This is a genomic window from Spirillospora sp. NPDC047418 (genome assembly GCF_040643275.1).
Taxonomy (GTDB): Bacteria; Actinomycetota; Actinomycetes; order Streptosporangiales; family Streptosporangiaceae; genus Spirillospora.
This window is the reverse complement of record NZ_JBEYTW010000020.1, coordinates 79665-93512: the sequence shown is the minus strand read 5'-3', so window position 1 is coordinate 93512 and position 13848 is coordinate 79665. Positions and strand designations below refer to the sequence as shown.

Below are 13848 nucleotides of genomic sequence, written 5' to 3'. Positions count from 1 at the left end.
TCGATGATCGCCGACATCCTGGTCGCGGGGCTGGTCTTCGGCAGCCTGTACGGCCTCGTCGCGATGGGCTTCAACGTGCTGCACCGGCCGACGAACGTGGTGAACTTCGCGCAGGGCGAGCTCATCATGATCGGCGCGATGCTGATGGCCGCCACGCCGATCGGCGGGCTGCCCTGGGGGATCGCCGTGCTCTGCGTGATGGCCGTCGTCGCGGTCGTCACGCTGGCCGAGGAGCGGGTGGCCGTCACCCCGGTGCTGCGCAGGTCGTCCCACGCCGCCGGCTGGGTGATCACCACGCTGGCGTTCTCGCTGCTGATCGCGGAGGCCGCCGGACGGCTCTGGACGGACCAGCCGAGCACCGTCGCGCCGCCGTGGCCGCTGTCCATGGACGTCAACCACGTGGCGGGGTTCCGGTTCTCCAGCTACCAGGTCGCGGTGGTGGCGGCCGCCGTCGCCGTGGTGCTGCTGCTCGGCCTGCTCGACCGCTCCCGGCTCGGCACGGCGCTGCGCGCGGTGGCCGCCGACCGCGACGGCGCCCGGCTGCGCGGCATCGACCCGAGGTCGCTGACCCGGCGTTCGTTCCTGCTCGGCGGTGCCCTGGCGGGACTCACCGGAGTGCTGGCGGCACCACTGCTGCTGGCCTCGGTGACGATGGGCCTCGGCCTGCTGATCAAGGGGTTCGCCGCCCTGGCGGTCGGCGGGATCGGCGACAACCGCGGTGTGCTGGTGGCCGGGTGGGTGCTCGGCACCGTCGAGGCCGCGGGCGCCGCCTACGCCTCGCCCGGCTCGCAGTCGGTCGTGCTGTTCGCGGCGATGCTGCTCATCCTGCTGGTCCGGCCCAACGGCCTGCGCGGTCTGGCGGTGCAGCGCCATGTCTGAGGTCATCCGGACACGGCCGGGCGCCGTGCGGCGTGCCGTCCCCTGGCTCGTCCTCCTGGCGGCGGCGGCCGTGCTGCCGCTGGTGAGCGGCGATCCCACGATCACCTACCTCGCCACCACGGCCGCGATCTACGTGGTGGTGGGCACGGGCCTGAACATCATGTTCGGCTACACCGGCCAGGTCTCGCTCGGCCAGGGCGCGCTGGTCGCCGTGGGCGCGTACACGACCGGTGCCCTCATGGCCGGCCACGGCTGGACGTTCTGGGCGGCCGCCCCCGCGGCGGTGCTGGTCACCACGGCCGCCGGGACGCTGATGGCACTTCCCGCGTTCCGGCTGTCGTCCTGGTACATCGCGCTGGTGACGCTCGGCGCGGCGATGGCGGTGCGCAGCCTGCTCGTCGAGTTCGAGGGGCTGACCGGGGGCTGGTCCGGCCTGGTCGGCATCCCGCGGCCCGCACTCGGGTCGTGGGAGCTGGGGGAGCGGGACGTCCTCTGGCTGGTCATCGCCGTGAACGTCGTACTGTTCGTCATGGTCCGCAACATCGTCGACTCCCGCTTGGGCCGGGGCATGATGGCCGTCCGGGACGCGCCGGAGATGGCGCAGAGCGTCGGCGTCGGCCCCGCACGGACGAAGCTGTTCGCGTTCGCGTGCGGCGGCGCCACCGCCGGGATGGGCGGGGCGCTGCTGGCCGTCCACCACGGGCTGGTGACGCCCGACGACTTCACGCTCGACTTCTCGATCCTCTTCCTGCTGGTGGTCATCATCGGCGGCGCGGCGCGCCTGGCGGGCCCGATCATCGGCACGCTGCTGTTCTTCGCGCTGCCGGAACTGCTGACGGGCCTGGCGGAGTGGCGCGGCCTCATCTACGGCGCGGCGCTGCTCGCGCTGATGGTGTACGCGCCGCAGGGCATCGCGGGGGCGTGGGACAAGCTGCGGGCGCGTTACCGGAAGGGCCGGGTGCCCGCCGCCGCTTCCACCGCCGATCCCGTGGCGGACGCCGCCGCGGACGCCGCCGGCGTGGCGGGGACCGCGGAGGTGGGGCCGCCGCGCGGCGAACCGATCGGCGTCGAACTGTCCGGCGTCCGCAAGTCCTTCGGCGGCGTGCACGCTCTGCGCGGCGTCGACCTCACCATCGAGCCCGGCAGGGTGCACGCGATCGTCGGACCGAACGGGTCGGGGAAGACGACCCTGCTCAACGTGATCAGCCGCCTGCTGCGGCAGGACGAGGGCCGGATCCTGTTCGGCGCCGAGGACGTCAGCCGGGCCACCGCCGAGCGGCTCGCCCGGCGCGGTGTCGCGCGCGTCTTCCAGACGCCGCGGCTGCTCGGAGCGTCGAGCCTGCGCGACAACGTCCTGCTCGGCGCCTACGCGCGCGAACGGGCGGGCGGGCCGGCGACCGTCCTGCGGCTGCCCCGGGCCCGGCGCGAACGGGCCGCGCTGGCGGTGGAGGCCGACCGCCTGCTGGCCGCGCACGGCCTGGCCGGGCGGGCGGACGAGGAGGCCGCCGCGCTGCCGCACGGCGAGCAGCGGTTGCTGGAGGTGGCGCGGGCCCTGATGGCGCGCCCGCGGCTGCTGCTGATGGACGAGCCGGCCGCCGGGCTCACCCCGCGCGAGCTGGAGGCGCTGGGACGCCTGATCCGCGCGATCCGCGACGCCGGCACCACCGTCGTCCTGGTGGAGCACCACATCGAACTCGTCGCGAACGTCGCCGACGTGGTGACGGTCCTGGACCGGGGCGAACTGGTGACGTCGGGGGCGCCGCAGGACGCCCTCGGCGACGCGCGGGTCGTCGAACTGTACTTGGGGGCACCGGCATGACGGCGCAGGGCGAGGAACTTATCACCGTGTCCGGGCTGAGCTCCGGGTACGGGGCGGTGCCGGTGGTCCGCTCGGTGGACCTCGCGGTCCGGACGGGCGAGGTCTTCGCGGTGGTCGGCGGCAACGGCGCCGGGAAGACCACCCTGCTCAGCACGATCTCGGGGCTGCTGCGCCCCACGTCCGGATCGGTGCGCCTCGGCGGTACCGACATCACCGGGTGGAGTCCGGAGCGGATCGTGGCGCACGGCCTCGTCCACATCCCCGAGGGCAGGCGCCTGTTCACCGGGCTCACGGTCGCCGAGCACCTGCGCCTCGGTCTCTGGAACGTCCCGAACCGGCGCAGGGTCGAGCGGGAGCGGACGGAACGGGTCGTCGACCTGTTCCCGGTCCTGGGCGAGCGGATGGACGCCTACGCGGAGGTGCTCAGCGGCGGGGAGCAGCAGATGCTCGCCATCGGCCAGGCGCTGATGCGCGAACCCCGGGCACTGCTGCTGGACGAGCCGTCCATCGGCCTCGCGCCCGTGATCATCAAGCGGGTGTTCGCGGTGGTGGACCGGCTCCGCGAGCAGGGCCTGACGGTGGTCCTCGTCGAGCAGCGCGTCGGCGAGGCGCTGGCGCTCGCCGACCGGGGGCTCGTCATGCGGCATGGTGCGGTGGAGGCGTTCGGGGACGCCGCCGAGCTGGCGGCGGACCCGGCGCTGCGGGTCGCCTACCTGGGCGCGGCGGCCGGCGGACAGCGGAACGAGGAGTGACATGACCGACGAATGGTGGGGCCCGGCGGTGCCCGAGGCCGAGGACTGCGTGGTCGGGGAGCTCCTCGTCCGCCGTGCCGCCGAGCACCCCGACCGGGTGTACGCGGTCTTCCAGGACGGGACGCGGTGGACGTACGCCGAGACCCTGGCCGAGGCCGAGCGGGTCGCCGCCGGGCTGCACGGCCTCGGTGCCCGTCCAGGCGACATGGTCCTCTCCTGGCTGCCGAACGGGCCGGACGCGCTGCGCGTCTGGTTCGGCGTGAACCTGCTCGGCTGCACCCTCGTCCCGCTCAACACCGCCTACCGCGGTGGGCTGCTCGAACATGCGGTCCGGCTGTCGGGAGCGCGGGCGGCGGTCGTCCACGCCGAACTGGCGGGGCGGCTGGCCGCCATCGACACCGGCGGGCTGGAACGCGTGGTGGTGCTCGGATCGGGCGATGCCCGGCCGGAGACGGCACCGGGGCTGGAGATGTTCGGGCCGGAGGCGCTGGCCGCGCCGGCTCCCGGTTTCCGGCCGGCGGCGCCGGCCCGGCCGTGGGACCCGTACGCGGTGGTCCTGACGTCCGGGACGACCGGGCCGTCGAAGGGCGTCCTGTGCTCGTACGTGCAGCTCGCGGCGTGTGCGCGCGCCGCGTTCACGGGTTTCGGGGCGGCCGACCGCTACATGGTGAACCTGCCGCTGTTCCACGCGGGCGGCACCATCGGCACCTACGCCGCGCTGCTGTTCGGCGGGGGGATCAGCCTCGTGGACGCGTTCGACACCGAGTCGTTCTGGCCGGCCGTCCGCGCGACGGAGACCACGCACGTCACGCTGCTCGGCGTGATGGCGGCGTTCCTCGGCAAGCGCCCGCCGTCCCCGCGGGACCGCGCGCATCCGCTCCGGCGCGTCTTCATGATCCCGCTCATCGAGGACAGCGCGGCCTTCGCCGAGCGCTTCGGCGTCGACGTGGTCGCCATGTTCAACATGACGGAGGTCTCGATCCCGATCATCTCCGGGGCCGATCCGGAGGTGCCGGGCACGTCCGGGCGGCTGCGGCCGGGCGTCGAGGCCCGGGTCGTCGACGAGCACGACCGGGCGGTCCCGGACGGGGAGGTCGGCGAGCTGGTGCTGCGCACCGCGCAGCCCTGGGCGATGACCTCCGGCTACCTCGGGATGCCCGAGGCGACGGCGCGGGCCTGGCGCAACGGCTGGTTGCACACCGGCGACGCCTTCCGCACGGTGGACGGCGAGTACTTCTTCGTGGACCGGATGGGCGACACGATCCGGCGGCGCGGCGAGAACATCTCCTCGGCCGAGGTGGAGGCCGAGCTGCTGGCGCATCCGGCGGTCCGGGAGGCCGCGGTGGTCGCGGTGCCGAGCCCGCACGGCGAGGACGACGTGCTCGCGGTCGTCGCGCCCGTGGACGGCGAGGTGGTCGACCCCGCCGAGCTGCTGCGCTTCCTCGTCCCGCGGATGGCGCACTTCATGGTGCCCCGCTACGTGCGGGTGGTCGACGCGCTGCCGCACACGCCGACGAACAAGATCGAGAAGCACCGGCTGCGCTCCGCGGGAGTCACGCCGGACACGGCCGACCGCGAGCTGCTGGGCGTGGTCGTCCGGCGGGACCGCATCGGCGGGACGTCCGCCACCCGCTGAACCGGCGGCGGAACCGCCCGGCCCGGAGGGGGCACCGGCACGTCCGGTGTCCCCTCCGGCCGCCTCGCGGGCGGACCGTCCACCCGGCGGACCGCCGGGCGCCGGGACCGCCGGGCGTCAGGTCTGCTCGGGGTCGGCCCCGACGAGCTGCAGGGTGAGGAAGGCGTACTGGTCGGCGAGTTCCCGGGCCGTCAGCGACCCCTCCGGCCGGAACCACTGCCCGGCGTTGATGCACATGTCCAGGACGGCCTTGGCGACCACGTCCACCTGGGCCGGGCGCTGCGACCGCGGGTCGCTCAGCCGGAACCGGCCGGCGGCCAGGCCCCGCTCCAGCGTCCGCTCGAAGATCCGGCGGACGCGTCGCTGGGCGTCCAGGACCTCGCGGGCCTGCTCGGCCGGGAGGTGGCGCCATTCGGTCCGGGCGACGAGGCCCTCGATACGCCGCTCGGTGTGGAACAGCGTCAGCTCCCGCACCAGCTCCGCCAGCTGCCGGTCGGGCCGGTCGCCGCCGTGCAGGAGGCCCTCCTCCAGCAACGCCTCGGAGTCCTCGTGGGCCCGCTTGAGGATCGCGTAGAGGACGTCCTCCTTGGATCCGTAGTGGTTGTAGAGCGAGCCCGCGGTGACCCCGCACGCGGCGGTGATCTTGCGGACGCTGGTGGCGGGGAACCCGTCCTCGTAGAACAGGCGGGCCGCCTCGTCAAGGATCCGCCGGCTCATCGAGGCCGCGGCCGGTGCGGCGGCGCCGGTCGTCCGGGAGCGTGTCGTAGCCACACCTCGACGCTATCACCACATGAACGTTCATTGACCTGGCTGCGCCGAATCTGGTAAACAAACGTTTGTATAGAAGAGGGGGCGTGATGCGTGAACCGGTGATCGACGTCTGTGAGGTCGCCTATGACACCGAGTGCTGGACGGCCTATCTGCGTGCGCTGGCCACCGCCGCGCCGCGCTACATCGTCCTGTTCGCCGGGCGGTTCGCGGCCCTGACCGGACGGCCGCACGCCGAGGTCGCGGCGGACGCGGCGCGCGACCCGGCCGGCACGGCGGAGCGGCTGGCCGGCGTCCTCGGGGACGGCTTCGACATCGACCGCCATGTCGCCGCGCTCGCCGAGACGGGGGTCGTCCATCAGGTCCTGCACGGGGGGCCGTGGCCCATCGGGGACGGCACCGTCAACGACCGGGTCGCCGGCTACGCCGCCCGGCACCCCGGCCGGCTCAGCGTGTGGGCGGGCGTCAGCCTCGCCGATCCGCGGTCCGGGCTCGCCGAGGCGCGCCGTGCGCTCGACGACCTCGGCGCGACGGGCCTGTCGGTGATCCCCTTCCTCGACGGCGGCGACCCCTCCGGGCCCGAGCACGCCGAGTTCTGGCGGTTCGCCGCCGCCGTCGGCGTCCCGGTGTGGCTGCACTGCGGGCAGCACTTCCGCTCCGACGTCCCGATCGACGTCTCGGCGCCGCGCGTGCTCGACCGGATCGCCGGCGCCCATCCCGGCCTCGTCCTGGTCGCCGGCCATGGAGGCTGGCCCTGGGTCACCGAGATGCTGGCCGTGGCGCAGCGGCACGCCAACGTCCACCTGGAGTTCTCCTCGCACCGCCCGTCCAGGATGGCGGCCCCCGGATCGGGCTGGGAGGCGCTGCTGACGCTCGGCGCCGGACCCGTCCGGGACCGGGTCATGTTCGGGTCGACCAGCTGGACGCAGGCCCGGCCGGCGGCCGCGCTCGCCGCCGAGGTCGCCGGGCTCGGCCTGCCGGACGGCACCGTCCGGGCCTGGCTGCACGGCAACGCCGAGGTGCTGCTGCGCCGGGCCCGTTCCGGGGCGGCGGCGTGAACGGCCGCCGGGTCCTGGTCACCGGCGCGGCCGGAGGCATCGGCACCTCGCTCGTCGCCGAACTGCTGCTGCACGGCGCGCGGGTGCTGGCGACCGACATCGACGAGGCCGGGTGCCGCCGCCTGGAACGCCGCTTCGGAACCGAGGTCGCCGACGACCGGCTGCACACCATGCCGCTCGACCTGACCGGAGGCGGTGCGCCGCAGCGGCTCGTCGCCCGCGCGGTCGAGCGGCTCGGCGGCCTCGACGGCCTGGTCAACAACGCGGGCGTCGAGCACCGCGCACCGCTCGGCGAGCACCGCACCGCCGACTGGACGCGCGTGCTGGAGGTCAACCTGTCGGCGCCGTTCCGGCTGGCCCGCGAGGCGGCCCCCGCCCTCGCCGGGCTGCCGGGCGCCGCCGTCGTCAACGTCTGCTCGATCGCGGTGACCGGGTTCGCCGGGCAGGCCGCCTACGACGCGAGCAAGGGCGGGCTGCTCAGCCTGACCCGGTCGCTCGCCGTCGAACTGGGCCCGCTCGGCGTCCGCGCGAACGCCGTGTGCCCCGGCTTCATCGACACTCCGATGCTCGATGAGAGCGGGCTGCGCGGGCTGGCCGAGAAGGTCGCCGCGCGGCTGCCGCTCGGCCGCTGCGGGTACCCGGAGGAGGTCGCCGCCGCGGTCGTCTGGCTGCTGGGAACGAGCGCCGGTTACGTCACCGGCCAAGCACTGTTCGTCGATGGAGGGATGGTCCGAGCATGACGCAGGGGCAGGGGAGCACGGCGTCCGGAGGCGGCGGGGTCCTGCTGGTCTCGCGGCCGGCGCCGGGGGTCCTGTGGCTGACCATGAACCGCCCGGACCGGCGCAACGCGCTCGACCGCGCGCTCGGCGAGGAACTGCTGCGCGCGCTGGAGCGCGCCGAGACCGATCCGCAGGCCCGGGTCGTGGTGCTGACCGGCGCGGGCAGCGCCTTCTGCGGCGGGGACGACCTCGGCGCGGTGGACGAGCACCTCGCCGGAGAGCGCAGGCACTCGCCGGTCCTCGGCGACACCGCCGACCCGGTGTACCTGCGGATCGTCGAGGCGATCGTCACGGCGCCGCAGCCGGTCATCGCGGCGGTCAACGGCGCCGCCGCCGGGGCCGGCACCGAGCTGGCCTGCGCCGCCGACCTGCGGATCGCCGCGGACACGGCCCGGATCGGCAGCTGCCTGGTCAACGTGGCGCAGACCGGCACCGCCGTCATGCTGGCCCGCATCGTCGGGACCGCGAAGGCGACGGAGATCTACCTGTCCGGAGGGCTGCTCGACGCCGCCGACGCCGAACGCCTGGGCATCTACACCCGGGTCGTCCCGCCGGCGGACCTGCCGGAGGCGGCGCTCGCCGAGGCCCGGCGCCTCGCGGCCGGCCCGACCCGGGCGATCGGCCTCTACAAGCAACTGCGCGAGAGGGTCTACGGGCAGCCGCTCGAACAGGCGCTCCGCATCCAGAACACCTTCCACATCCGCAACAACCGGGAAGTGCACGACGCGGTCGAAGGCGCGCGGGCCTTCGTCGAGAAGCGCAGCCCCGAGTTCACCGGCCGCTGAGGAGAAACGCATGACCATGACAGACGGCGACGTCTTCGGCCGCCTCGACGGCAGGGTCGTCCTGATCACCGGCGCGGCGAGCGGCATCGGCGCGGCCTCGATGAGGCTCTTCCGGGCCGTGGGCGCCGAGGTCGTCGGCGTGGACCTGACGCCGGGGGAGGGGATCGTCCAGGCGGACGTCTCCGACCCGGCCCAGGTCGCCGAGGTCGTCGAGGCGGTGGTCGCCCGGCACGGCCGGCTCGACGTCGTCCACGGCAACGCCGGCGTCAACGTCCCCGGACGCCCGCACAGCCTCACCGACGGCGACTACCGCAAGGTGATGGGCGTGTGCTGCGACGCCAACTTCTACCTGGTGCGCTCCGCCGTCGGGCACATGCGCGCGGACGGTGGAGTGTTCGTGTTCACGTCCTCGATGTGCGGGGTCGCGGCGACGCCGCGCTCTCCCGTCTACAACATGGCCAAGCACGCCCTCATCGGCCTCGCCCAGTCGGTGGCCGTCGACTACGGTGCGCAGGGAATCCGTGCGGTGGCGCTGGTCACGGGGCCGACGCACACCGGGATGGTGGACGAGTTGTGGCCGCCCGGCCCGCTGCGCGACTCCCTCGCCGCGACCACGTCCGTCGGACGGCTCGCCACCCCCGAGGAGCAGGCCCGTGCCGCCGTGTTCGCCGCGCTGCCCGGCAGTTCCTTCCTCACCGGCTGCGCCCTCACCGTGGACGGCGGCGCGACCGCCGGCTGGAACGAGATGGCCCGCACGATGCTCGCCCTCAAGGCGGTGTGACGATGGAACTGGGACGCATCGAAGGCGGCGTCGAAACCCCGATGCGGGACGGCGTGCCGCTACGCGGCGACCTGTGGCGGCCCCCGTCCCCGTCCCCGGCCGTGATCTTCCGGACGCCGTACGGCCGGCGGCGGATCAGCTCCGACGCCCTGCACCCGCAGCACTGCCTCGCCGGCGGGTTCGCCGCCCTGGTCCAGGACACCCGCGGCCGCTTCGACTCCGGCGGCGAGTGGCAGGCCGTCATGTGGGAGCAGGAGGCCGAGGACACCTACGACACCGTGGAATGGGCGGCGGCGCAGCCCTGGTGCGACGGCAACGTGTTCCTCGCGGGCACGTCCTACCTCGGCATCGTCGCCTGGCTCGGCGCGGCGCTGCGGCCGCCGCACCTGCGGGGCATCGCCCCGGCCATGACGACCGGCGCGGCGGCGGACGCCCGCGACACCGGCGGAGTGCTCCGGCTGGACCACCTGGTCGGGTGGCTGGCCTACATGGCCGCGGACTGGCTGGGCCGGCAGGGGCCCGACGCGGACCCGGCGCTCGTCGCCAAGGTCGCGGCGCTGATCCACGACCCGGAGCGGGCGATGCGACGGCTGCCGCTCGCCGGCATGCCGGAACTGGACCTGCCCGGATTCCCGATCCGCATCGGCGACCTGCTGGACGGCCGCGTCGGGGCCCTGCCCGACTGGGACCACGCGGCGGTGGAGGTGCCGGTCCTGTCGGTGACCGGCTGGTACGACGTCTACGCCACGGCGACCGTCCGCGGCCACCTGGAGATGCGGCGGCTGCGCCCCGACCTGCGGCACGAGCTGATCGTCGGGCCCTGGGCGCACACCGGCGCCCTGACCCACGTGCAGGGCGAGGTGAACTTCGGCGTCGCGGCCTCGGCGGCCGCGGCCCGGCTCCCCGCCCGGCACCTGGACTTCTTCCGCCGCTGCCTGGACGGGCCGGGCGAATCCGCCCCCGTCCTGTACTTCCTGATGGGCGCGGACCAATGGCGGACCGCCGAGCGGTGGCCCCCGGCGGACGCCGCCGGCCATGCCCTGCACCTGACCGGGCCGGCGGTCGCGGGCGGAACGCCCGGCGGGCTGACCGCCGCGCCCGCCCCGGCGGAACCCGACGCCTACGTCCACGACCCGGCCGACCCGGTCCCGAGCCGCGGCGGGCGCGTCCTGCACCTCGGCCGGCTCGCCCCCGGGCCGCTGGACCTCGCGCGAATCGCCACGAGACCCGACGTCCTGCTCTACCTCGGCGACGTGCTCGACGAGGACATCGACGCCACCGGCCCGGTCCGGCTGCGACTCGCCTTCGCCACCGACGCCGCGGACGCCGACGTGATGGCCCGCCTGGTGGACCGGCTCCCGGACGGGCGGCTGCTGCCGGTCTGTGAAGGAGTGGTCAGGTTGAGCCACCGCGATGGCCCGGAAACCACCGTGCCGCGCGGAGAACCCGTCCAGCTGGAGATCGACCTCGGGTACACGGCCCAGCGGTTCCGGGCGGGTCACCGCATCGGCCTGATGCTGTCGAGCAGCAACTTCCCGCACTTCGACCGCAACCAGGGCGCCGGGGAGCCGATCGCCACGGCCGGACTGGGCACGCCGTCCACACAGAGCGTCCACTACGGCGCGTCGGTCCTCCTCCTGGGCGACGAGGCCGAGCCGTGACGCCGCGGCACCGGACCCCGGACCGAGCACGGACCCGACTCACCCAAGGACTGACATGACGATGTGGACCCGAGAAGACAGCGGCGGCGTCGCCGTCCTCACCTACCGCAACCCGCCGCGCAACTTCCTCACCTTCGGTGCGCTCGAAGAACTGGACGCGGAACTCGCCCGGCTGGAGACCGACCCGGACATCGGCGTCGTGATGCTCACCAGCGGCGTCCCCGGCTACTTCGCCGCACACGCGGACCTGGACGAACTCGCCGAACTGTCCCGGGGACCGGTGCCGCGGGCCAAGATCTGGTACACCGCGATGCGGCGCATCGAGCGACTCCCGCAGCCGGTGATCGCCGCGATCGACGGCCAGGCGTGGGGCGGCGGCCTCGAACTGTCCCTGGCCTGCACGCTGCGCTGGGCCTCGGCCGACGCCCACTTCAGCCTTCTGGAGACCTCCCTCGGCATCATCCCGGGGGCCGGCGGCACCCAGCGCCTGGCCCGGCTGATCGGCCCCGGGCGGGCCGCCGACATCGTCCTGTCCGGTGACATCCTCACCGCCGAGCAGGCCGGGACGGCCGGGATCGTCGAGCGGGTGCTCCCCGCCCCCTCCTTCCACGTGGAGGCGTTGCGCCTGGCCCGCAGCATGGCGTCCCGTCCCGCCGCCGCGCTCGCCGCGGCGAAACGCGCCCTGGTCGAGGGCTCCCGGCTGCCGCTCGCCGAAGGTCTCCGCATGGAGGCCGGGCTCTTCGCGGAGCGGCTCGCCGGCCCCGAGTCCCGGGAACTCCAGCGGGACGCCCGGCACCGCTACGCCGAGGCGGCCGACGACGAGCGCGTCACGTTCGGGGACCGCCGATGAGGACCGCCGTCATCACCGGCGCCGGCCGCGGCATCGGCCGGGCCGCCGCGCTCGCGCTCGCGCGGGACGGCTACGCCGTGGCGGTCGGCTACCACCGGAACGCCGTGTCCGCCGCCGGAGTCGTCGACGAGATCCACCGCAACGGCGGGCACGCCGCGGCCTTCGCGCTGGACGTCGCGGACCGGGACCAATGCGCGGAGTTCGTGCGCGCCGCGAGCGAACGCCTCGGCCCCGTGCGCGCCGTCATCTCCAACGCCACGGGCTTCGGCGCCACCTCACCGGCATTCGGAAAGGCCCTCGACACCCCCTGGCACACCTACGAGCAGATGTTCGCGACCCGCGTCGGCGCACTCCTCGCCCTGGTGGCGGCGGCGCGCCCGCAGTTGGCCGACGGAGGCCGGGTCGTGACGACCGTGAGTACCGGGACGAGCCGGCACGTCCCCGGCTACGCCGCGATCGCCGCCGCCATGGCCGCGGCCGAGTCCGTCGTCCGCTACCTCGCGGTGGAACTCGGCCGCGACGGCATCACGGTCAACCTGGTGAGCGGGGGCGTGGTCGCCACCGACGCGCTGCGCGACATCACCCCCGACCCGGAGCGGCTCCTGTCCGCCGCCGCCCGCGCCACCCCCCTGGGCCGCGCCGGCACCCCCGAAGACCTGGCCGGCGTCATCTCGTTCCTGTGCGACGGCAAGGCCGCATGGATCACAGGCCGCTCCCTGACCGCCGACGGCGGCAACTCTCTCCGCTGATCCCGTAGACCGCTCCCCACGGAGGCACCCGCACATCAACCGCGCGGCGCGTACTCCTTGAGGGTGATCGAGGTGGCGGCCGCGTGGATCGGTGCGACGACCCTCTCCACCATTCGTTCCCGGCCCGGCATGCGCGCCATCAGCCGCATCATCGTCATCGCGAGCCGGACCCCGCGCCGGGTCCGCAGCACCATGCGCCTGAGGTTGGCCGGGCCGAGCTTCTGGTTCCGCTCGGCGAACGGGCGCATCTCCCGCTCGTAGGCGGCGAACGCGGCCTCGTGGTCTCCGTTCGCCCTGCTCGACTCACCGGCCAGTTCGCCGGCGAGGACGTAGGCGCCGACGAGGGCGAGGCTCGTGCCCTGGCCGGACGCGGGGGACGCGCAGTACGCGGCGTCCCCGAGCAGCACGACCCTGCCCCGCGACCAGCGGTCCATGCGGACCTGGCTTATCGAGTCGAAGTAGAAGTCGGCCGCCCCGTCCGCCGCGTCCAGGAACCGCGGGACCTCCCAGCCCTCGCCCGCGTAGTTGGCGGCGAGCGCCCGCACCTGCGCGGCCCTTTCGCGCGGGACCTCCTCGGCGGAGCGGAACAGGAACATCGCCTTCGCGCCGCCGCGTGCCGCGCTGTAGGACAGGGCGCTGCGGCCGGCGCCGACGTAGGTGACCTCTTCGCGGTCCAGGCCCAGGTGGTTCGGCACGCTGAAGATCGAGATGCGGTGCCCGAGGTCGTGCACGAACCGCTCCTCCGGCCCGAATGTCAGCGCCCGGGTCACCGAGTGCAGGCCGTCCGCGCCCACCACCAGGTCGAACGTCCGGGTGCCGCCACTGGTGAACTCGGCCTCGACCCCGGTGGACGTCTCGTCCAGCGCCGCGATCGAGTCGCCGAACAGGAACTCGGTCTTCCCCCGCACCTGCTCGAACAGCAGCCGGTGCAGGTCGCCGCGCAGGATCTCGACGTCGTCCCGGACGCGTCCGCCGAACGCGTCGCCGTCCATGCTCGCGACCCGCCGGCCGGCCGAGTCCACGATCGTGCCGCTCCGCACGTCGGTGCGCAGCGCGCGGATCTCCTCCAGCAGCCCCATGCGCTCGACGACCTGCAGCGCCGCGCCCCGGATGTCGACCTTGTAGCCGCCGGCGCGGATCTCGGGGGCGCGCTCCACGACGGTGACGGTGCAGCCGCGCCCGGTCAGCCAGTGGGCGAGGGCGAGGCCCGCGATGCCGGCGCCCGAGATGAGGACGTTCGCGTTCGTGTTCATGCCGCAGATGGTACAAAGGTTTCAGACATTCGTGCAAGACATATGTTTGAGACGACCGTCTGAGAGTTCGGCTAGGGT

General features: G+C 74.3%; 13 protein-coding genes. 11 read left to right on the top strand and 2 right to left on the bottom strand.

Annotated elements, in window-relative coordinates; translation table 11 throughout:
* Positions 1–3: 3 nt before the first annotated feature.
* Genes ABZ806_RS15690 through ABZ806_RS15675 form a run of 4 tightly spaced genes read left to right on the top strand, consistent with a single transcriptional unit; the run spans position 4 to position 5086 of the window.
* Entirely contained in the window at positions 4–879 is an 876-nt protein-coding gene (locus ABZ806_RS15690; RefSeq protein ID WP_500217975.1) for a branched-chain amino acid ABC transporter permease, read from the top strand.
* Positions 872–2698: a branched-chain amino acid ABC transporter ATP-binding protein/permease gene (locus ABZ806_RS15685; RefSeq protein WP_500217974.1), complete on the top strand. Its 1827-nt coding sequence runs from the start codon at positions 872–874 to the stop codon at positions 2696–2698. Before ABZ806_RS15690 ends, ABZ806_RS15685 begins: the two co-directional genes overlap by 8 nt.
* Complete coding sequence (locus tag ABZ806_RS15680) at positions 2695–3450, top strand: ABC transporter ATP-binding protein (RefSeq protein ID WP_500217973.1); 756 nt, start codon at positions 2695–2697, stop codon at positions 3448–3450. The genes ABZ806_RS15685 and ABZ806_RS15680 overlap by 4 nt, the downstream gene beginning before the upstream one ends.
* Position 3451: 1 nt before the next feature.
* Positions 3452–5086 (top strand): AMP-binding protein, encoded by a 1635-nt coding sequence (locus ABZ806_RS15675; RefSeq protein WP_500217972.1) that lies wholly within the window; start codon positions 3452–3454, stop codon positions 5084–5086.
* 117 nt (positions 5087–5203) lie between these two features.
* Here ABZ806_RS15675 and ABZ806_RS15670 read toward each other — a convergent pair whose 3' ends face one another.
* Complete coding sequence (locus ABZ806_RS15670; RefSeq protein ID WP_500217971.1) at positions 5204–5857, bottom strand: TetR/AcrR family transcriptional regulator; 654 nt, start codon at positions 5855–5857, stop codon at positions 5204–5206.
* 86 nt (positions 5858–5943) lie between these two features.
* Between ABZ806_RS15670 and ABZ806_RS15665 the strand changes: the two genes are divergently transcribed.
* The 7 genes from ABZ806_RS15665 to ABZ806_RS15635 are packed head-to-tail and all read left to right on the top strand — an operon-like array spanning position 5944 to position 12517.
* Positions 5944–6912 carry an amidohydrolase family protein gene (locus tag ABZ806_RS15665; protein WP_500217970.1) on the top strand — a complete coding sequence of 323 codons (969 nt, stop codon included), beginning with the start codon at positions 5944–5946 and terminating at the stop codon, positions 6910–6912.
* Positions 6909–7652 carry an SDR family NAD(P)-dependent oxidoreductase gene (locus ABZ806_RS15660; protein WP_500217969.1) on the top strand — a complete coding sequence of 248 codons (744 nt, stop codon included), beginning with the start codon at positions 6909–6911 and terminating at the stop codon, positions 7650–7652. Before ABZ806_RS15665 ends, ABZ806_RS15660 begins: the two co-directional genes overlap by 4 nt.
* Entirely contained in the window at positions 7649–8476 is an 828-nt protein-coding gene (locus ABZ806_RS15655; RefSeq protein WP_500217968.1) for an enoyl-CoA hydratase-related protein, read from the top strand. The genes ABZ806_RS15660 and ABZ806_RS15655 overlap by 4 nt, the downstream gene beginning before the upstream one ends.
* Positions 8477–8486: 10 nt before the next feature.
* Positions 8487–9257 (top strand): SDR family NAD(P)-dependent oxidoreductase, encoded by a 771-nt coding sequence (locus ABZ806_RS15650; protein WP_500217967.1) that lies wholly within the window; start codon positions 8487–8489, stop codon positions 9255–9257.
* Between the two features lie 2 nt (positions 9258–9259).
* Entirely contained in the window at positions 9260–10918 is a 1659-nt protein-coding gene (locus tag ABZ806_RS15645; RefSeq protein WP_500217966.1) for a CocE/NonD family hydrolase, read from the top strand.
* A 55-nt stretch (positions 10919–10973) separates the two neighbouring features.
* Positions 10974–11768 carry an enoyl-CoA hydratase/isomerase family protein gene (locus ABZ806_RS15640; RefSeq protein WP_500217965.1) on the top strand — a complete coding sequence of 265 codons (795 nt, stop codon included), beginning with the start codon at positions 10974–10976 and terminating at the stop codon, positions 11766–11768.
* Positions 11765–12517: an SDR family oxidoreductase gene (locus ABZ806_RS15635; RefSeq protein WP_500217964.1), complete on the top strand. Its 753-nt coding sequence runs from the start codon at positions 11765–11767 to the stop codon at positions 12515–12517. Before ABZ806_RS15640 ends, ABZ806_RS15635 begins: the two co-directional genes overlap by 4 nt.
* A 35-nt stretch (positions 12518–12552) precedes the next feature.
* On the opposite strand, the gene ABZ806_RS15630 is transcribed toward ABZ806_RS15635, so the two are convergent.
* Positions 12553–13770, bottom strand: coding sequence for an FAD-dependent monooxygenase (locus ABZ806_RS15630; protein ID WP_500217963.1), 1218 nt, complete (start codon positions 13768–13770; stop codon positions 12553–12555).
* Positions 13771–13848: the final 78 nt, after the last annotated feature.

Coding starts and splice junctions, on each gene's coding strand:
- ABZ806_RS15690 (WP_500217975.1), top strand. CDS start 4: ATGATCGCCGACATCCTGGTCGCGGGGCTGGTCTTCGGCAGCCTGTAC.
- ABZ806_RS15685 (WP_500217974.1), top strand. CDS start 872: ATGTCTGAGGTCATCCGGACACGGCCGGGCGCCGTGCGGCGTGCCGTC.
- ABZ806_RS15680 (WP_500217973.1), top strand. CDS start 2,695: ATGACGGCGCAGGGCGAGGAACTTATCACCGTGTCCGGGCTGAGCTCC.
- ABZ806_RS15675 (WP_500217972.1), top strand. CDS start 3,452: ATGACCGACGAATGGTGGGGCCCGGCGGTGCCCGAGGCCGAGGACTGC.
- ABZ806_RS15665 (WP_500217970.1), top strand. CDS start 5,944: ATGCGTGAACCGGTGATCGACGTCTGTGAGGTCGCCTATGACACCGAG.
- ABZ806_RS15655 (WP_500217968.1), top strand. CDS start 7,649: ATGACGCAGGGGCAGGGGAGCACGGCGTCCGGAGGCGGCGGGGTCCTG.
- ABZ806_RS15650 (WP_500217967.1), top strand. CDS start 8,487: ATGACCATGACAGACGGCGACGTCTTCGGCCGCCTCGACGGCAGGGTC.
- ABZ806_RS15645 (WP_500217966.1), top strand. CDS start 9,260: ATGGAACTGGGACGCATCGAAGGCGGCGTCGAAACCCCGATGCGGGAC.
- ABZ806_RS15640 (WP_500217965.1), top strand. CDS start 10,974: ATGACGATGTGGACCCGAGAAGACAGCGGCGGCGTCGCCGTCCTCACC.
- ABZ806_RS15635 (WP_500217964.1), top strand. CDS start 11,765: ATGAGGACCGCCGTCATCACCGGCGCCGGCCGCGGCATCGGCCGGGCC.
- ABZ806_RS15630 (WP_500217963.1), bottom strand. CDS start 13,770: ATGAACACGAACGCGAACGTCCTCATCTCGGGCGCCGGCATCGCGGGC.